Below are 19,137 nucleotides of genomic sequence, written 5' to 3'. Positions count from 1 at the left end.
TAGACACGATCAACCGCTACAGCCCATCAATACTCAGGTTTGATCTCCGCCATCAGGTCTTATGGGATGGCTGTGGAATCAAGTAAGTTATCGATACTTGCAAAGATCTTCGCAAGAAGACTGCTAAAACGACAGAAAAGACAAGGTATTAAATCTCCGTGAGCAATGCCGATGCCCTGCTCTCAATATTAAAGCAATGGAACCCGTAGATCTATTTAATCAAGTATTGGGCCTAGCTGTAGAAAACGGTGCTAGCGATATCCACATTAAGACTGATAAGCCGGCTTACTTTCGCCTAGACGGAAGCCTTCAGCCCGTGGAAATGGACGCCCTAGATGCCACTACTATAAGAGAATTCATACGTTCCACCGTCCCCGCACAATTCCTCGACGACTGGAAACAAAACGCCCAGGTCGACTATTCTTATAAACACGAAAACGTGGGCCGCTTTCGCGTCAATGCCTTCCATCAGCGATCGACACCCAGCATTGTATTTCGGCACGTAAAGGACACACCGCCTGAGTTTGAGGATTTGAGTCATGACCCCGCCACTTTTAAGGAAATGTGTTCTAACAAGAATGGAATCGTCCTCGTTTGTGGCGCCACCGGATCGGGAAAGAGTTCTACGCTCGCGGCGATGCTTAACTATATAAACAGGAACTTCGACAAGCACATAGTCACCCTAGAAGACCCTATTGAGTTTACCTACACCGACGATAAATCCGTCTTTAATCAACGCGAAGTCGGCATCGATTGTCCCACCTTCGAAATGGGGCTCAAAGCAGTCCTGCGCCAGGATCCCGATGTCATTCTCGTAGGTGAGATGCGGGATAAGAGCACCTTTGAAACGGCCATCCACGCCGCCGAGACCGGTCACCTCGTATTCGGCACACTACACGCATCAAACTGCACGCAGGCAATTCAGCGCATCTTCGAATTTTTTACGCCAGAACAACAACAGTCGATGCGGCGGCAAATCGCCGGAGCGCTCCAAGCTGCCGTGTGCCAACGTCTTGTCCCCGCTATCGAAGGTGGCCGCGTGCCGAGTTGTGAAATCCTGATGGTGGATGGACTCGCGCGCCAGACCATCGAAGAGGGAGACTTTAGAAAGATCACTGCCGTGATTGAGGCAGGCGAAGACCTCGGCTCGAAAACATTCAATAAGGACCTCTATCGTCTGGTTAAGAACGGCACCATTTCTCGGAATGATGGCATCGCCTACTCGGACAACCCAAAGCAGCTAGAGATGAATCTCAAAGGTATCTTCCTCAGCTCAGGTGGCATTGTGGGTTAATTTTCGCCGCATGACTTCACAGGGCTTTCTGGAAACACTTATTGCTTCCTCAAGGTGTCCCCCGCTACCCAAGTCGACGGGATCAGAATATCGCGAGCCACTTCTGGAAATCCTGTTTCGCCGAATCGGATCATTTGGTCCAACACCCATACCGTCTGCCGCGCGACCTCTTTATTATTCTGGTCCAGTCCACAAATTCTGACCTCAGATGAGGGTGCTCCGATCTCATTCTCGTTCAAATGAAGCGCAATGAAACCGAGGTCATTCGGGGCGTGAATCCCCAATGCCTGCAGTCGAGCTAGCGCGTTACTATTAAACGCAACCACTGCCTCGGGTCGATAATGATGATACCAATCCAGAAACGAACGATCCCCTCCAGACAAATACCCTTGATAGGGAGGAATATAATTCTCAGCTCGCCCGAAGTGTTGCTGCAAAATCCAAGCTGCTCCATTTCGCGATTCATCGTCCTCGATCCAATACTCATGAAAGCCGAGTGCAAAACCGATACGTCGATAGCCCGCTTCATACGCTTTCGTATAGGCCAATTTTACAGCCTGAAATATATTAGCACGCACAGTGTGCACGGGAGCAGAATGAAGAAATCGACTGGATTGAACGATTGAGAATTTTGACCATGGACTGGGGTCGATTAGGATTTCAGGGAATACATCTGGAATCAAAATCACCCCTCGAATCCCCCTGCGCGTCATCTTCGCAACAAGACTTTCGAAGTTTTCGGGGCTATCCAATCGATGCGATTCCATCACATATCCCAGGGAAGATAGGCTGTCGCGAAAGCGTTCGGCATAATCACCCCGTCCCATCGACTCACTGCATTTTATAACAGCAATCGGGCTGCCTTTAGAATCGCTGTCCTCACGAAAGCGCCGCGTTGCTAACGAAGCTAAAAGTGGATCCGGCACATAGCCCATCTCATTAGCGAGAGCCTCTATCCGCTCTACTGTCTTTGGAGCAATTCTCCCCGCACCCCGCAACGCCATCGAAACCGTGGCTACCGAGACGCCAGCAACTTGAGCTACATGCTTCAGGGATACGCGTTTCATCCTTACTCAGACTCGGTATTGTCGGGCACCTTGTGACAATTGATCCAACCTGTAACGCCTGTCGCGTAGTGTTCTTTCTTCCAAATCGGCACCCGCTCTTTTACCTCATCAATCACATAACGGCAGGCTTCAAAAGCTGCTGCTCGGTGCATTGACGCCACCCCGACATAAACGGCACAATCGCCGATCTCGAGGAGCCCCACCCTGTGCTCGGCCACCAAGGCCAACAACGGCCAACGTTGCTCTGCTTCTTTCAAGATCCGCCCCCCCTCTTTCTCAGCCATTGAAGCATAAGCCTCATATTCCAAGCGTAGCACCGCTTCACCCTCATTCAGGTCCCGAACCCAGCCTTCAAAGGACGTAAACGCTCCCGCCCGCAAAGAGAGGCAGCCCGCTCGCAGGGCTTCAAGATCTAATGCTTCAGGCGAAATCCGAAATCCATTCATAGAGACATCGAAACCACAATTCTCATGCAGCCCAGCCAAAACGCATCGGCAGCCTACTCATGCCTCTTATCGCGCCATGTATTTCGAAATCGTCCTGGAGCTTCTCCTTTCTCCCGGGCGAACTGTTTAGAAAAATGATGAACGTCGCTGTAACCTAAAGAGTCCGAAATTTCACCGAGACTCATATTTGTTTCTCTAAGGAGCTCTGCTGCGCGATCCGCACGCATACACGCCAAGTAGCGTATCGGACTCAAGCCAAGCAAGCGCTTAAACTCACGGGAGAAGTGGCTCAACGAAACATTTACCTGACGACTCATTTCGGCAACAGACTTAAATCCTGCCGGCGAGCAGCGGATCTGCTCAGCGACAGCCAAAATGCGCTCGTCAGACGCAGGCAGTAAGCGGTCTGTTTTGTCTGCAAGTAGCGTAAGCAAGTTCATTGCGACCAACTGCTGCCTGACAACGTCATGATTTTGAACGCTTAAATGGACACTCTGTTGAGCATAGAACCTAAGGCTTAAAAGGTCGTTTACTTGGCGAAAATTCGGTAAATCGAGAGCATCCCATGGAAATTGAGAGGTGGGCAGAAAATGAAATGCAAGGACTTGCAAAGGCATGTTCGAGTCATGCTCAGCCTTCAAACGATCTCCCGGCCTCAGCATGAAAGTCGATCCTGGTGCGAGCAAGTAGGACTGATCGTTTAAAACCATCTCACCTCTGCCTCCGAGGACTGCCCAGAAATCGTAGTCATCCAGAGGCGCCGGGAGCCATCTCCATGTAGTCTCACAGTGAAATATCTTGGGGACCGTCCTAAATTCCAGATAACAGATCGAATTCATTAATCAAATTTATACAAATACTTGAGGGTTTCTTCCATAGGAAAAAGATGCGGATTATGCTAATTTTGAACCATGGAAAATCATCACATAAAGCGCAAAGCAGAACAAGAATTTGAAATTAAGCCCAAAGAATTATCTGAATTCAGAGAACAAGGATACATCGCGATTAATCAACTTCTTACAAAGAATGAGATCTCCGATGCAAGGCGGGCCATCAAGGATATTGTCACTAGATATGCCACCGAACCTAATGTTGCAGAGTTGAGATCTCTATCTGCCGATCGTAAGCGAGCCTCTTACAAAAAAGTAGACGGCAGGACACACATTCAATTTGAGTCAGGCTACCAGCCTGATCCATCGGACCTTGATACTTTAGAACTCAAAGTAAGAAAACTGATGTGGTTTGAATCGGAGGCCCCTGTCTTTCAAGAGATTTTAACTCAAAGTCATCCGGCCATGAAAATCCTTGAAGCCTTACTCGGACAGGGTTCGAAATTGTTTCAATCTATGGCCTTAATCAAACCGCCTTTAATCGGTAGCGAAAAACCCTGGCACCAAGACAATGCCTATTTTGCTGTCACACCACTAGATGCAATTATCGGCATATGGATAGCTCTAGACGATGCTACGGTAGACAATGGTTGCATGCATGTGATCCCAGGAGGACATCGTAAAGGAGCATTTAAGCATCATCACGCCAAAGACTGCGAAATTGAAAAAACTCTCCTGCCAACAGCCCAATCAAAACCCATCGAATTGGCAGCTGGCGGTGCCCTGTTTTTCTACGGCATGCTTCCCCACGAGACGCCAGCCAATAGGAGCCAAAATCGACGACGTGCCCTACAATTTCATTTCCATGCAGCTCATGCCAAAAAGGTAGACAGTTCCTCATACGATAAAGTTTTCGCAGACGCTGAAGGGAATCCAGCGTCCTGTGAGGCGGCCCGGCTCGCGGGAATATAGGTCTATCCCCCTGCTACCGGGGGTATAAACACAACTTCATCACCGTCTTGTAGCTCCGTCTCGACGCTGGTGAACTCTTCGTTAACGACCATACGCAGCTGATTGGGCTGAAGGCGGAAATGATGTTCTGCCGCAAGCTGTTTGTATAGAGAACCGACAGACTGTGTCTCAATCTGCAATTGCTCATACCCCGACCCACGCTCCTCGCGTAGCTGGGCAAAATAGCGGACGGAAACAGTAATTAGCATAACGATCAGATTCGGATATGTATGGACACTAGGTCAAGCGCGCTCGGGCATAGCTAAAAATGTATTGCTGTGCCAGCCCTGCATCGGCACCAAAGTGGGCCCTGCCAAACTGAGCAATCGCGGCCAGAGACCAACCATCTAGGCCATAGAGTTCTCCCATGGCACGCGCAATCCACGTATCGACTGGGAACGCCTCACCGTGCCCCAGTCCAAAAAGACAGACACAATCGGCGATCTTTTCACCAATACCAGGCAAGGACAGAAGCATCGCTTTAGATGTCAGGTAGTCGGCGGCCTTTAGCTGCTCGAAGAATGTACTATCCGCTGACTCCGCGACTGCTGACACGAAACGAGCACGATACCCAAGCTTGAGGTCCCGGAGGGCCTTTTCTCCTGCCTCATTGAGGACCGGCCACCCCGGAAACGCAAAGCGTCCTTCGATCACCTCGCGTCCATAGGTCTTCGAGACGTCGTTTAAGATCTGACGGATCTGAATAATCGACTTGGCTGAACTACAAAGAAAACAAAACAACACTTCCTCCACCGGCTGACGCAAAATCCGAAGACCCCGAAAGGTCGCTATGGCACGTTCTAGCACCGGGTCACTGCGCCATGGAAGCCGATCCAAAGCGAATCGATGCCGATCTCCTAGATTCAGGTATTCTGCAAAATGCAAACGGTCTGCTTCTCCAATCCCACGACAGCTCAGCTTCCCTACCCTTGCGTCGACTTCGAGCTGCACATAGCGACCGGACCAAATACCTTCGAACGTAAAGCTATCTGGATTCACCTGATGCCAAGCGAAGCTTTGGCCACCGACCATCGTCTCGCTCCAGCCCTTTGTTAGATCACCTGCGTCTAAGCCAAATGTTATCATCTCTTACACCAGTCTTGAAATGCACGTTATTTGCTGGAAGGTAGTACGATGGTCCAGCCAATCCGCACAGCCGCACGCGCCGTCATTATCAACGACGGCAAAATCCTCCTCATAAAAATGCAAGACAGGCGGGGCGTGTTCTATATCTTACCCGGTGGTGGACAACGCCCCGGAGAGACCTTGGAACAAGCCGTTGAGCGTGAATGCAAGGAAGAAACCGGCTGTGAAGTAACGGTGGGCAAATTGATCTATATCCGCGAATACATCGGAAGAAATCACACCTTTTCCAAAGCTCATCGCCGCTTTCATCAACTCGAAGCCGTATTTGAAGCTCAGATTACCTGTAACGAGAATTTCGGCGTCGGATGCGAGAATGATAAAAAACAGGTCGGACTCTCATGGATGCCGGTAAGCGAGTTGCCCCACATAGAATTTTTTCCTAAGCACGCCCGCGAGATCTTGAAAGGCGGTCACGCCCCCAGCGCAAGTTTGTATCTCGGCGACGTTAATTAGTGCGCAACAACCTGGGACTCAGACTCCATTTGGTCTGCAATAGCCTCCATCTTTTGGAGCGTTTGGAGGATAAAATAAGCTCCTTCCGCCAGGGCCCAACTGAACTCGAGGTTTTTCTCGAGTGAATCCCAGTGCGGCACCTCCGATAAAACCTCCTTCTGTATCTCAGCAAATTCAAGCAAGAGTGGACGCGCCCGACCTTCAGCAATAATGCCGTGATCGGCGGCATGCTGTGCGATGTAGGCATTGATCTTTTCACTGCGTGCCAGGCAATCCTTCACCTCACGATTATTGGCATAATGGGGTTTCGACGCTGTATCAGGCAGGGCTTCGATGGAAAAGGCAAGCCCCAGAGCTTGGTCTAAAATCTTCTGAGCATAAACTTTTAGAGGCTGCTGCGTTATGCCCAAAAGTCGCTTTCGATCCTGTAAGTCAGGCTGTTTATCCAGTCCTTCCGACAGTCTATCGAATAGGTCGGTGGATTCTGGCGCCGACATCCACATTTCAGCATCTGAAAAACTCTTATATGTCGCGTGACGGATACGTGCACCCAAAACGGAAACGTTAATAGCTTCTATGCCCTCAAGCGCCTCTAATCGGTTTTCCACAGCCCTTTGGTATAGCCGCATGTGACCGTCTTGATACACCTGATCCCGGGTATTTCCAGGAACAGCGTCGAGCTCAACAACATCAATATTATTGTCGCCGCGTTCCTCATAGAAACCGGTGCTAACATGCCTTTGGCCGCTCTCCGGATAGCCTAGATCCTGAGCCACAAGGCAGATTTTCTGGCATCCCAAAATCGCTGCGATTTGGATCATTGACGTCGTCAGTGTACCCTCACCTGCGATTTGTGCCCCCTTAGATCTACCCAATCGCTGGCGCGCTACATCCAGCGGATCTCCTTCACTCGCCCACGCAACGGTGCGGCCATCGAAGGAAGGTAACACCTCTGAGTTCACATAGGACGAACAGAATAAAACCGTTCTATCGGTATCAACATTTTTAAAGCCGAGTAGCGTGTCATTGCGGAAGTCAACCGCTACGACGATGTGGGGAGTAATACCATTCTTCAAGAGAGCCTCGATGGAAGAGTTTCCACACGCGATCAGAGCACGGTCCTGTATAGCCCGCAGAAAGCCGTAAGACTCATCGAGCGACGGTCCCGCCGCCACTAAAACGAAGGTTACATCGGAAAACCTTCCCCGAAAATCTGATACATCTGGAGCGCACAAGGTATAGGGTAGATTCGTGATCCGGGTCCCATGAAAACTCTCTGCGAAATCGCTCCGGTTGCGATAGATGTTTTTTCTGAGAAAGAGTTCTTTGCCAAACAGATCGCGCGCTTCGACATAAGCAACGGGGTTCAAATGCTGTGTTGGCGTGTAGGGCATATACTTCCAATCACCTTCAGCCTCAAAAACCTCGTTTTTTAACGCTGCAAAACAGTTCTGATCTAGTGGTCCTGCGCCTAGCAAAAACCTAGAATCTTGTAAGACATACGACACATCCACGCTAGAGAGGACCGTCTTGAGCAGAGTTAGATCAGGCTCATAGACAAAGAGGCGGCCCACACTTGAGAGCATTTTCATTGCAGCTCTAATATGACTTCCATCTCCGAAACCAGTGACGAAATTATAGCCATCTCGAATCGGTTCATTACGCCGCACCCACATCCCTACCAGCTGATCGGCGTCGATTTGACCATAGGGATGGACTGGATTTCCTTGAAATTGGATTTCCAATGTTCCTTGGGACCAGGTTGCTTCAGATGCAGCGACCACGGCGGCAAGTCGCTCAGACACGACCGGGAACCTCTCATCGATGATTTTTTTATTCACCTCCCAGTAACTCACACAGCCACTCCTTTCCATGGCACTCCGGGAAGATGTGCAAATTCACTTAGATGCTTGGGCAGCACAATACAGAGAACATCCGCAGCCTTCCCAACATCTTGATGCTCTAGCGCATAAGAGAATGCTTCGCAGGCTTCTTGCACACGTGTAGTCAATAGAGCCACCTCCGCTCTCCAGGGCGCACCAAAATTCTCGGCAAACTCATTGGCAACTTCGAGGGGTTTTACGATGACGCCTAGTTTTTGTGCTAACTTATCGATCTCTTTCATTACCTGACCGAGAGGAACGACAAGCATCGAAGCGCCAAAAGCACTTGCTTCCACCATGGCACCACGCACAGATCCATAAGCCTCACGCACGCTGTCTCCACAGACTAGGTCCCAGGTGCGGGAATGAATCTCCACTGTTTGGTAGGTTTTGTTCAGGATATTCGGATCGTCTGAAAGGGGTTGGCCATCGATCGTGCAAGACTCAATAATCTGCCCCTGTTGAACAAGGGCACCGTCCACGAGACTGACCGCCTCCTGAACGGTCGCCGGAGCAGGACCGTCGAAGACAACCGCCTCTCCATTCACAATGACGCGCGATCCTGCAACTGACATATCCAGTAATCATTCGCCCAGACCGCCTAGAAGTTTAGGCAAATATGAAAATGAGAAATCAATAAGCAGTGATCACGCGGCCTCAGCCAGCGACCTCATCTGGCGTAGACCGCGCGCGGCCACGTCTTCTGCTGGCTTGGCCCATTCTGCCTCGTTGAAGATCTCCAGAGACAAATAGCCTTTGAATCCAGTATCTTTTAGAGTCTGAAAGATGGCACTGAGCGGTGCTACTCCGTCGCCAGGCATGACGCGCTGGGCATCGACGACCGATGCCTGAGGCGGATTTGCAGGATAATCATTTACGTGGAAGAGCCCGAGAGACTTCCCGTCCAAAAGGCGCATGCCGTTGTGATGCCCGCTTGATTTGTAGATATGGAACACATCGGTCAGCAGGCGCACGTCTTCGACACCACTCTCTGCCCCGACACATATTGCCTCACCAAGACATCCAAGCTGTTTGGATATGCCCCAAAACTCAAGAAGCGGTGTCACATCGTGTTTCTTCGCTAATGAGGATAATTCAGCGAAATAGTGCGCTATCGTTTTGAGGTCAGGGCGTTTTGTGGGATCGGATTCATTATGGATCCCAAACGGAGGTGCGGCTACAAATGGACACCCCAATTCCGCAGCTATGGCGAAATTACGCGCGGCCTCCTCAAAACCAGCTTTCCGGCGCTCATCGTCTAAGACGGCCCACTCAAAAAAGCCCATAAGGTCGACAATCTCAAGCACGGCTGCGTCTAACCATCCTTTGACATCACTAAGACTACCGCCCGCTCGCACATGATCATCGAGCTCACGTACCCAGAGCTCGATACCATCATAACCCGCAGCGGCGGTAATTTCGATTTTTTGTTTAAGCACTAGAGGTTCACCCGCCCGGCTCAGACATTCGCGGATAGTAGAGGTATTCAGAGCATATTTGAAGGTAGCCATGATGATTTTACAGGATGTGAAGCCATTATCAGCGTTCAGATGAACCGATTAAGAAGGCAACGCCCCATCGGGTCATGACGACTACAGAGCCCGGAGATACTCTCGATTCACCTTTGCTGCCGTCAACGGGTCGGGGCTAGCCATGCCCTCAGTCTTCTCCCATCTACGGTCGAGTTCAGCAACCATCCAGCCTTGATAGCCTTTTTCAATCAACAGCTTTACACAGGCTCCAGGATCGAGCTTTGAATCGCCCTGCCCCATTTCCATGAAAGACTTCGTGCCCCAATGGAAATCCTTGATGTGCGTGTAGATGATTTTCTCTGAAAAACGCTCGATAAAGTCCATCGCGTCTTGGTGACATGCTTCTAGATGCGCAATGTCGACGCAGATCCGCAACTTGGGCACGCGGCTCAACACCTTCTCTAACTCGTCGCCAGTTTCGACAATAGATCCGCGGTGCGGATGGAAAGCTACGCTCACCCCGTGCTGCTCAGCCTCGTCACAGAGCCACGCAAGCTGCTCAGCAAATTCAACATATTCAGCATCAATCACCGTGCGACGTGGCGGCCCCAAAAAACCGCCGCATACCATCTTTGTATCTACCCCAAGCTGTTCCATATATTTCAGTTCGGAAAGATTGCGCTCTCGAGCCGGCTCATGGTAATCAACCGTCATACCACCTCCAAAGGCTGAAATCTCAAGCCCAAGGGACTTAACAAAGTCGACGACTTCATCTGCTGGGCCAAGCTTGTCTGGATGCCCAGCAAGTTCGACGCCTTCATAACCGGCTTCTGCAGCTTCGCGGACAAAAGTTTTCCAATCCTTTTCTGTCCCCTTCCAACTTGCGTAGCTATTCCATTGGCAGGCGTTTACTGATGTCTTTATAATAAATAAGTCGGTTGAATTTAGAGATCGAGATCAACAGGTAAGCCAGACACGGCGCTCTCGAGAGCTGAGTCGATCAGCTTCGTGATCTTCAGGCCGTAGTTTACATCAGCGACAGATGCGCATTTGCCTTCGATAACATCCAACCAATGGCTGTGTTTATTCATGCCTTCAAGATTCTCAACGAGCACGTCCTTTTCACCCTTTTTCTGATAATACAACTCCTGCCCCCATCGACGCGTGTGGAGACTTCCTTCGGTGCCCACCACCGTTTTGTAGTAGTCGGCAATCGGCGCGATCTGTGAGCCTTCGATGGTCACGGTTCGATCATCATAGTAATTTAAAGAAATCCATACGTGATCGTTGTCCTTGGGATGAGCCGATGCACTACGGTCGCTGGCGCGTTTCCGGCAGAATATAGATTTGGGGAAGCCAAACAAATCAGTGGCCCAATCGAGCTCATGAATGATCAACTCGCTCATGACACCGCCGCTCCGGGTAAAATCCGTACGCCACCCCTTGTCCATACTCTTCAACGTGCAGTTTCGACGTGAGGCTCCACTAAACCATTCTCCCAAATCACCAGCCTGAAATCGACGTTTGATCCCTTGTGCAGTCTTTTCGAAGCGAACCGAAAAACCGACCATAGAAGCCACACCCGCTTTGTTGATAGCAGCGGCCATTTTCTCTCCATCCGCTACAGTGAGCGCCATTGGTTTCTCAATCCAAACATGCTTTCCAGCTTCGGCACACTGGATCGCTTGCTCGGGATGCAGCCAGTTTGGTGAGGAAATGATCACCCCATCAACCTCTTCCAGCATGGGAGCGATCTCAGTAAACACCTTCACGTCAGGATATGTCTCGGCAAATTTTCTACCAGCAGATTCAACCGGATCGGCAACAGCTGAGATGCTGCACCGTGCATCTAAGGCAATTTTTTTGCGTTTCCCGTTCCGTTTGGACCGGCACCAATTATTCCGATTTTGATCATGAGTATGTTGAGTTCTAAGCTGTCCGCAAAGCGTTCCACATAGACACATTGATTGGAAGGGGTTTTTGAAGTCGATTTATGTCAAAACGTAACGTATTACTCTTTATCAATGCCGCGAAAAAGGGAGACACTCCGACATGAAGACCGAAGATCCATCTTGAGGTATCTTAGGGAGTTTATCGACATCGGCCTGCCCAAAAGGGTCATCATTAATCGGCCTGATCCCAATGAACTAGATGGAGAAAGGGAACAACGCGAACGTTTTGGCATAGTAGCCGTTCCAAAAGGCACATGGAAATTTCAAACAGCCGAGGGAAAAAAGGAAGTAGGAGAAGGCGAGATTATGATTTCCCCTCCGGACGCATGGCACGAAGAGATCGGCGGCACCGAGCGAACAAAGCTGTATTTTGGCATCGAGCCGAGCTCAGTGTATGTTCACAAAACCTGGCATAGAGACAACCAAGTCAAAGCTCATCAGATCGATTGGACATACTCTCCCGTCAGTTTTGGGCAAGTGGGCTACCACCTGCTGATGGCACTTGCCGCATTGGACGGAGAGCATCGCTTTCAGACCACAGCAAAGCATGTAATTTTTAGTGTTTTGGTTCAATTAACAAAACACCTCGAACTCGCTGAAAATGGCGTTGGGAGAAATACTAAATCTTACGTGAGTTACCGATCCATTCTGAGTTTTATCTACCAACATTTCTCCCAACCCATAACACGAGAAGACGTCGCTCAGCAACTCGGGCTTCACCCCAATCACATATCTCGACTCTTCCGTGAACATAATCCGAACCTCACTTTCAAAGAGCACATCACACAATTGCGTATGAGTCGTGCCGCGCGCCTCATACGTCGCAGAGTCTTTTCAATCGATGAGATCTGCTATGCCTGTGGCTATACCGACCCTGCTCATTTCCGCAAAGCATTCAAAAAATATCATGGCGTCACCCCAGGCCAGCTTGGGTGATCTAGGCGCGTGTGGTCAGGCCTACGGATTACTAATTTAGACTAAACTCGAGTCTCATCGGCAAGCAACGGCGATAGCCATTGCCGGACACTGGCTTTTAGCGACCTCGAGGCAATCGCCCTGCGAAACCACAAAACCGCAGTAGGCATTGTCCTTTTACGATCCATTGAATTAGATAATTTTTCCGTCTGTTCCCATCCGATCTTTCTTATGACAGCAGCGCAGCTCCTTCGTCGTCATTGGCCCGTAACTCTGATCATTTTAGTGTGCACTGTGATTCATTTAGTAAAGGTATCGCCATGGATGACCGAGGAGACAGTAAGAGCCACTTTTCTCCTCATTCCAAAGGATGTAGTAGACGCGTGGGAGCACCTGCGAGCTGGTGAAATTGACGGTGAAGTCGCTCGCGTATTGTTTACGACAGTTACGTATTCCCTATTCCACGGAGACAGCCTGCACATCGCACTGAACATGATATTCATCTGGATGTTTGCATCTCTGGTATTGCGCGAGATGGGAGCTGCTTGGGTGTTTGTCATCTATTTGTTTACAACAATCACAGGTGCCCTCGGTCAAATCATCCTCGACCCTCAATCACCCATTCCGATGCTCGGGGCTTCAGGAGCCTTGTTGGGGTTTGAAGGCGTCTATTTTCTTCTAGCTATACGCTGGCGTCTGCCAGACCCTGACGTTTGGCCCATCGCCGAACCGATTCCTCCAGAACGTCTGCTCATTTTTGCAGCTATCGGCCTGGTTCTCGATCTATCTGGTATTGTCGGTCAAGTAGAGGGAATCGCCTTCGGAGCACACATTGGGGGATTTATCGGGGGCGCACTCATCGGCTCGATAGTGAGTCGGCGATGGTGCCGAGATTCCTGAGGCTCGAAATCATGCGAATCTGCCACGACAAAACGTGAGACCACATTTCCTGTCCACATTGGCATTGTTTTTTCAGTGAAGCTTTTCCAATTAGAATTATGGAACGCTTTCTTGCTCACATGACTTGGCCCGAAGTGGAGGCCATCGATAAATCCGATGCACTGGTGATTTTGCCAATGGGTGCGACAGAACAGCATGGCCATCACCTGCCCTGCTACACGGATACACTGATTAGTTCAGAGGTCCTAGCACGTGCGCTCGATTCTCTCGAAGACTCGGCGCCGGCCTATCGACTGTCGCCGATAACCATTTCTAAAAGCAACGAACACCGGGGCTTTCCCGGCACGCTATGCCTGAGTGGACGGACCTTCTATGATGTGCTTCTCGACATCGCTCGCAGCGTCCATGAGAGCGGGTTCCGCAAATTATGCTTTTTTAATGGACACGGAGGAAATGTGGGGATTCTTCACGCCGTGTCCCGCGATATCCGTGACGATTTTGGAATGACGACTTTTGTGGGCTCCGCTGGAAGCTACCTGGAACAAGATTTTCCAGATTGGGTCGATGCGCGCGAAAAACAATTTGGTATCCATGCAAACCATTGGGAAACAGCGCTGGTTATGGCTCTGGCTCCAGAATTGGTAAAAATGGACAAAGCTAAAGTGGATTTTCCGAATTACCCAGAAACAGGCATCGGACTAGTCGGCAAAGGTTATGCCCAATGGAAAACCGAAGACTGGTCCGCGACGGGAGTATTTGGCGATCCCACAGGGGTCACTCCAGAGCTCGCAGCTGAGTATCTAGACCGCACTCTGGAAGCGACGCGTAAGTTTATTCGCGATATGGTTGCCTTCGAGTATGACCGACCTGAAATCCGCAACCAATGAGTAGCTATCGCATTCATAACGCTCGCCTGAATTCCGATCGTATCGTCCACCTCGAAATCACAGATGAACGATTTTCGCGCATCTCCGAGACACCCTTGCAACCACGACAAGACGACCTCGACGCCGAGGGTCGCCTGGTAATTCCCGCATTTGTTAATGCTCACCTGCATGTAGAGAAATCTTTCTGGCGTCGTGAGCTGCTACAACAGCCCATAGAGGTGCAACATCTCCATCGCTTCGACTCATCTCAATACGTGAAGCGTGCCTACACCGTTGAGAATGTTGCAGCACGCATCGATGACGCTGTTCGCCTAGCTATTGCTCACGGGACCTGTGCACTGCGCGTATTTGTTGATGTCGACGCAGCCGCTGAGCTGCGCGCTCTTGAAGCAGCATTGCAAATCAAGGAGAAATACGCCGCTTGGATTCGGCTCGATGTGGCTGCATTTCCACAAGATGGTGTCTTCAATGGCAAAGGTACTGAAGACCTTATGCACGCCGCGATGAAGGCTGGGGCCGACATGATAGGCGGCATCCCTTGGATCGAACGTTCTGAAGCGGCCCAGGATGCCCACATCAAGCTATGCTTTGATCTGGCTGAACAATATGGCTGTTCGCTCAATTTTGTAGTCGACGACACTGAGGATCCCACTTCTCGAACCCTTGAAAAGATAGCTGCATCGACGATCCAGCGCTCGATGCAAGGCCGCGTTTCGGGCACTCAGTGCAATGCAATCGCTTTTTATGATGATGCTCATGCAGCTCGCGTCATCCGCCTAGTGAAGGAGGCGGAGATGGCCATCATCAACAACGCCCATGTCTCACTGGTCACGACTCAAATTAGCCGTCAGCCCGCACCCCGCGGATGCACGCGCCTTCACGAGCTCATACAAGCAGGTATACCCGTCTGTACAGCCCAAGACGACATCGACGATTGGTACTATCCATTTGGACGTAACGATTTGTTAGAAGTCGCCCAATATATGGCACACATCGGCCAGTTTGCCTGGCCCGGCGAATCCCATAAGGTCCTCGACATGGTCACCCAAATCCCCGCAAACTTACTTGGGCTGGACTACGGGATCAGTGACGGCAAACCCGCAAATTTGGTAATCCTAGACGCCGAAGATTGGCACAGCGCACTCCAGTATCAGGTGCCGAAAGCGGCCGTCATCCTAAAAGGTAAAATCGCAGCAATGAGCCGTCTGGAGCGTGATGAGTTCTTTTAAAATTCCCCCAGGGCCATCAAGCCCTTACCTCAGCAGCCGCAGGTAAGCTCAAAGTGAACGTTGCACCGGTGCCCTCACCTGCGCTGTATGCGCTCAACTCCCCATCAAGCATCGCAGCTAAGTTTGCGGCATTATGGAGGTCAAAACCTTTGCCTGAGCTCTTTGTAGTAAATCCGTGGGCAAAGAGACGGTTCAGTGACTCTTTTGAAATACCGACCCCGTGATCTTTTACAGATACTTCAATCTGCTCAGCATTACCCTCTGCCTGCCTGATAGCCACAAAAATTTCGGCGCGCTTCTTAGCCGGTGCACTCGCTTCTAACGCGTTTTGAAGCAGGACTTTTAATATTTCTACGGCATAGTGAGAATCCACGAAAACACTGTCATTGGGAGATTCCTGTTCAATCTTGAGATCCATCTGATCGGTATCGACGTTGATAGCGACCCTGTCTAAAGCATCACTGATCATCTCTTGGAGCGAACAAGCTGTTCGGACACCCAATGAAGCGTCGGTATACTTTTCCTGCGCGCGAAGGATTTCCCTGATCGTAGAAACCTTGTCATCGATACGCTCCAACTCTTCGTGGCTATGCGAGCTGAAAGCTACATAAGACTTTTCGATTATATTAAGGTATTCAAAGAGTCGTTTCCGCTTAACCTCATCTTTCCAAAATGACTCGTTTTTGAGGTTTTTCTCCATCAACTCGGAAAGCTTCCGCAGTCCCTTTCTAATACTATTAGGAGATTGATTTTCGCGAAGCAAATTTAGTGAGACAGCAACTGAATTAAAGACGTTTCCCACGTTGTGAATAATTCCTGAAGCTACTTCAGCCATGCCAGCAGATCGCGATGCCTCGGCAAGCGCCTTGCTCGTCTCCTGTATTCTATCATTGGCTACTTCCAGGTTTTCATTCGTAGATTCTAATATCAGGTTCGTCGCAATGAGTTCTTGATTTTGGGCGTCAATCTCTGCCGTCCGATCTCTCACCTTATCCTCCAATGTGCGATTTAGGTGAGCCAGTGACCGCGCGTTGGATATACTGTGCACAGTTTGTGTGACTGATATCGATAAGAGTAGAATAAGGACCACCGCAACACCTCCCGTCGCATAGGGAAACCACCCCCGTTTTTGTAAGGGGATGGGCAAGACATCAAATGAAACTGTAGGTGTGAACTCACTCTCTCTGCCAAAATAATCTATCACCTGGAACTCCGCGGAATACATTCCCGGTTGATTAGTCGGAATCCTTACCGGTTTTCCATCCAATTGAACACGCGGACTCCATGCTCCCTCATCCACTCTCCACCGATAATAGTAGGACAGCAAATCTCCTCCAAATCCATATTTCCGCGTAGGATCTAAACTAACAATCACATCTTCACCAGCCTGAGTAGTCGAATTCTGAAGATTTACCTTCACCCTAAAGGGATCATCGCTCATCGGCTCGTTACGGAGCAGAAAGCTATGTCGATATCCATTCCGCCTGATATTTAGCCAATGCTCACTTTCATTCATCAATTTCGATTCAAGAATTGTGAATGCATCAGGGAGTCTCCAAGCAAAGATCGACTCCGCATGAAAGCTTCCACCCTCCCCCACCACGGCATATTGTGCGTCTATAGATTTGAAAATCATTCGATCAAGACGATCAATTCCCAAAAATACAGATTCAAAAGAAGGCATACCAAACTCCTTCATAGTCGCACGTTCATCGATCAAAGACAAAGAGTAATACACCGTCTCTTTATTGCTCTTAATTCGTATCAATACTATATCCTCATCGAGCATATTGCTATCTGGACGGGGAATCAGATCTGAAATGTCTTTGAGATCCGCGCCAAGAGCAATTACCATATCAAAAATCTTTTCTAAACTGGCCAATATAGCATCTAAAGAATCGCCACTACTGCGAGGTATGAGGACTGAATTTATAATATCAAAACCCTTGTCTAACAACAAGAATACGCCATCTTTATGATAACTATTTTTAAAAAAGATAGCGTAATGATCATCTAGTTTAACGAAGCCAATCCTACTTTCAACCAATCTATCTAGAGCCTTTATATTTAACGACTCAAGACGCGTATTCTCACCTTCAACCATCAATAATTTTAACCTATCATCTCCCTTATGCATAAATGATAAAATCATGCTATATGCATCGTCATCCTCCCGCACACCTCCTACAATAGATGCGCTTAAAAAGTCATCAACGGAAAGACCATAGTCATCCAATGAAACTTCAAAACCTGACTGCTTCAGATCAATAATAAGGCTGTTATCAGTAAACAGAAGACCTCTTTCACTATACACGACATCGGTATAGAAATGGCTAGAATCACTCTCAGGATGATCATAAATGAAAACGTCGTCATCCTCCCAAGCATAAACTCCGACAGTCGATTTCGGAAATCCTAGAGAAAGTCGATCATAGTGAGGTGCATTTAAACCTATCGGCTTACTTCCATCCAAAAGCATAGCAGTATTGGTTCCAGCTAACATATATCTTCCGCTTTCGCCGGACCCCACAAAGTACGGATGCGAAAACCGCTCCAGAGGAAAGCTTGGATAAATACGATCAGCTACGAGTGTATTTGGATTTATCTTTGAAATATAACCTAATCCCGAATACCGAGAAAATATAAAAGTGTTATTGATCGAGTCTGTAATAATTATTCCATCAATTTCTTGAAACGGACCCAATCCTTTTTCCGTGTACAATTGACAAATTACCCTCCGTTTTTCCCCTTCTTGGAATTGTCTCCACCTAATCGCAGAAATACCCTCACCAATCGGATAAGGAATGACCAGTTGACCATCGAACTTCATTACTCTTAGAATTTCTATATCGTCTACAAAGTTCATATGAAACAGGGTATCCGTGGTCGAAGAGCTGAACAACCATTCAGCACCCTCGAACGAATGCATTCCCATCGGCTCTCCAATCAGTTTAGAGTCTTCATCGTTAAACCAACCCTGAGCCAACACCTCACCCAAGTCTGAACTATATTTAACAAGACCAAGGCGTTGTGCTGATTTAAAGATAACCAACAATTCTGAACTACGGCTTAATTCAAAATCTATAATCTTCGATTCAGCGAATTCTAAGGGTATATCTGCCGACTTCCATTTATTACCTCCAGGTTCAATATAACCCACCAAATTATCATCGACAGACATGGCATACACACCTCTTTCACTAAACCTGTAGTAGGGCTTACGCCCTTCAAAAATGGGGTCAAAATCAATTAAATCATAGCCATCATACCTTAACAGCCGTCTCTCGTCTAGACATGTAATGAGCCAGTCTCCGTTAGCGAGCTCCCAATTTTCTCCTACGCGATCGAGATCAAACTGTTTAGCCAAATCGGAGCGATGTCGCTCGTGAAATGGACTAAACACGAAGTCATAATTTCGTTCCTCTGGAGTTGGCGGCTCATAATGAATGGTTCGCATCTCCTCCGCAGATACCGAGAGTGTAAACAAGACACACAGTACACCCGAGAGGCAGCACATATGTGAGAGCCCCTTTAACCAGTAAAAATGACCTCTAGTCCATTTACCCTGCATCCGACTGTGAAAGTCGGACATGCTTACAAATTAAAGAGTCTGAAAGCGAAATTTGATCGGCTAAATCGTGGTCGCTGCGGG

The 19,137-nt window shown here is 49.0% G+C and carries 18 protein-coding genes; 7 read left to right on the top strand and 11 right to left on the bottom strand.

Annotation, left to right across the window (positions count from 1 at the left end; genetic code table 11):
• Nucleotides 1-196 precede the first annotated feature (196 nt).
• Entirely contained in the window at nucleotides 197-1,294 is a 1,098-nt protein-coding gene (locus HRU10_10790; GenBank protein ID NRA27717.1) for a PilT/PilU family type 4a pilus ATPase, read from the top strand.
• A gap of 38 nt (nucleotides 1,295-1,332) precedes the next feature.
• Here HRU10_10790 and HRU10_10785 read toward each other — a convergent pair whose 3' ends face one another.
• Genes HRU10_10785 through HRU10_10775 form a run of 3 tightly spaced genes read right to left on the bottom strand, consistent with a single transcriptional unit; the run spans nucleotide 1,333 to nucleotide 3,646 of the window.
• A complete protein-coding gene (locus HRU10_10785; protein ID NRA27716.1) occupies nucleotides 1,333-2,361 on the bottom strand; it encodes a LacI family DNA-binding transcriptional regulator in 1,029 nt (342 codons plus the stop codon).
• A gap of 2 nt (nucleotides 2,362-2,363) precedes the next feature.
• Nucleotides 2,364-2,807: a molybdenum cofactor biosynthesis protein MoaE gene (locus HRU10_10780; protein NRA27715.1), complete on the bottom strand. Its 444-nt coding sequence runs from the start codon at nucleotides 2,805-2,807 to the stop codon at nucleotides 2,364-2,366.
• 53 nt (nucleotides 2,808-2,860) lie between these two features.
• Nucleotides 2,861-3,646: a helix-turn-helix transcriptional regulator gene (locus tag HRU10_10775; GenBank protein NRA27714.1), complete on the bottom strand. Its 786-nt coding sequence runs from the start codon at nucleotides 3,644-3,646 to the stop codon at nucleotides 2,861-2,863.
• 72 nt (nucleotides 3,647-3,718) lie between these two features.
• Between HRU10_10775 and HRU10_10770 the strand changes: the two genes are divergently transcribed.
• Nucleotides 3,719-4,609 (top strand): phytanoyl-CoA dioxygenase family protein, encoded by an 891-nt coding sequence (locus HRU10_10770; protein NRA27713.1) that lies wholly within the window; start codon nucleotides 3,719-3,721, stop codon nucleotides 4,607-4,609.
• Between the two features lie 2 nt (nucleotides 4,610-4,611).
• Here HRU10_10770 and moaD read toward each other — a convergent pair whose 3' ends face one another.
• On the bottom strand, nucleotides 4,612-4,857 hold the full coding sequence (gene moaD / locus HRU10_10765) for a molybdopterin converting factor subunit 1 (GenBank protein ID NRA27712.1): 246 nt from the start codon (nucleotides 4,855-4,857) through the stop codon (nucleotides 4,612-4,614).
• A gap of 28 nt (nucleotides 4,858-4,885) precedes the next feature.
• Entirely contained in the window at nucleotides 4,886-5,734 is an 849-nt protein-coding gene (locus tag HRU10_10760; GenBank protein ID NRA27711.1) for a DNA-binding protein, read from the bottom strand.
• Between the two features lie 48 nt (nucleotides 5,735-5,782).
• Here HRU10_10760 and HRU10_10755 point away from each other — a divergent pair, with 48 nt between their 5' ends.
• Nucleotides 5,783-6,247, top strand: a complete 465-nt coding sequence (locus tag HRU10_10755; GenBank protein ID NRA27710.1) for an NUDIX domain-containing protein — start codon at nucleotides 5,783-5,785, stop codon at nucleotides 6,245-6,247.
• Here HRU10_10755 and HRU10_10750 read toward each other — a convergent pair.
• The 5 genes from HRU10_10750 to HRU10_10730 form a co-directional block, all read right to left on the bottom strand.
• A complete protein-coding gene (locus HRU10_10750; GenBank protein NRA27709.1) occupies nucleotides 6,244-8,088 on the bottom strand; it encodes a motility associated factor glycosyltransferase family protein in 1,845 nt (614 codons plus the stop codon). The genes HRU10_10755 and HRU10_10750 overlap by 4 nt on opposite strands.
• Before the next feature lie 11 nt (nucleotides 8,089-8,099).
• Complete coding sequence (locus HRU10_10745; protein ID NRA27708.1) at nucleotides 8,100-8,705, bottom strand: hypothetical protein; 606 nt, start codon at nucleotides 8,703-8,705, stop codon at nucleotides 8,100-8,102.
• Nucleotides 8,706-8,777: 72 nt separating this feature from the next.
• Complete coding sequence (locus HRU10_10740) at nucleotides 8,778-9,641, bottom strand: sugar phosphate isomerase/epimerase (GenBank protein ID NRA27707.1); 864 nt, start codon at nucleotides 9,639-9,641, stop codon at nucleotides 8,778-8,780.
• 81 nt (nucleotides 9,642-9,722) lie between these two features.
• Entirely contained in the window at nucleotides 9,723-10,529 is an 807-nt protein-coding gene (locus HRU10_10735) for a sugar phosphate isomerase/epimerase (protein NRA27706.1), read from the bottom strand.
• Between the two features lie 17 nt (nucleotides 10,530-10,546).
• A complete protein-coding gene (locus HRU10_10730; protein NRA27705.1) occupies nucleotides 10,547-11,566 on the bottom strand; it encodes a Gfo/Idh/MocA family oxidoreductase in 1,020 nt (339 codons plus the stop codon).
• Between the two features lie 108 nt (nucleotides 11,567-11,674).
• On the opposite strand from HRU10_10730, the gene HRU10_10725 reads away from it, so the two are divergent.
• From HRU10_10725 to HRU10_10710, 4 genes are all read left to right on the top strand, one after another.
• Nucleotides 11,675-12,490 carry a helix-turn-helix transcriptional regulator gene (locus HRU10_10725; GenBank protein NRA27704.1) on the top strand — a complete coding sequence of 272 codons (816 nt, stop codon included), beginning with the start codon at nucleotides 11,675-11,677 and terminating at the stop codon, nucleotides 12,488-12,490.
• Nucleotides 12,491-12,700: 210 nt separating this feature from the next.
• Nucleotides 12,701-13,369, top strand: coding sequence for a rhomboid family intramembrane serine protease (locus HRU10_10720; protein NRA27703.1), 669 nt, complete (start codon nucleotides 12,701-12,703; stop codon nucleotides 13,367-13,369).
• 98 nt (nucleotides 13,370-13,467) lie between these two features.
• On the top strand, nucleotides 13,468-14,256 hold the full coding sequence (locus tag HRU10_10715; GenBank protein ID NRA27702.1) for a creatininase family protein: 789 nt from the start codon (nucleotides 13,468-13,470) through the stop codon (nucleotides 14,254-14,256).
• Nucleotides 14,253-15,485 carry an amidohydrolase family protein gene (locus HRU10_10710; GenBank protein ID NRA27701.1) on the top strand — a complete coding sequence of 411 codons (1,233 nt, stop codon included), beginning with the start codon at nucleotides 14,253-14,255 and terminating at the stop codon, nucleotides 15,483-15,485. Before HRU10_10715 ends, HRU10_10710 begins: the two co-directional genes overlap by 4 nt.
• A 16-nt stretch (nucleotides 15,486-15,501) precedes the next feature.
• Here HRU10_10710 and HRU10_10705 read toward each other — a convergent pair whose 3' ends face one another.
• The gene (locus HRU10_10705) at nucleotides 15,502-18,942 is read right to left on the bottom strand and encodes a hypothetical protein (protein ID NRA27700.1); all 3,441 of its coding nucleotides are present in this window, start codon (nucleotides 18,940-18,942) and stop codon (nucleotides 15,502-15,504) included.
• Between the last annotated feature and the right edge of the window lie 195 nt (nucleotides 18,943-19,137).

This window comes from Opitutales bacterium, from assembly GCA_013215165.1.
GTDB lineage: Bacteria > Verrucomicrobiota > Verrucomicrobiia > Opitutales > JABSRG01 > JABSRG01.
Note: the sequence above shows the minus strand (reverse complement) of the source record. Positions and strands in the feature narration are given on the sequence as shown.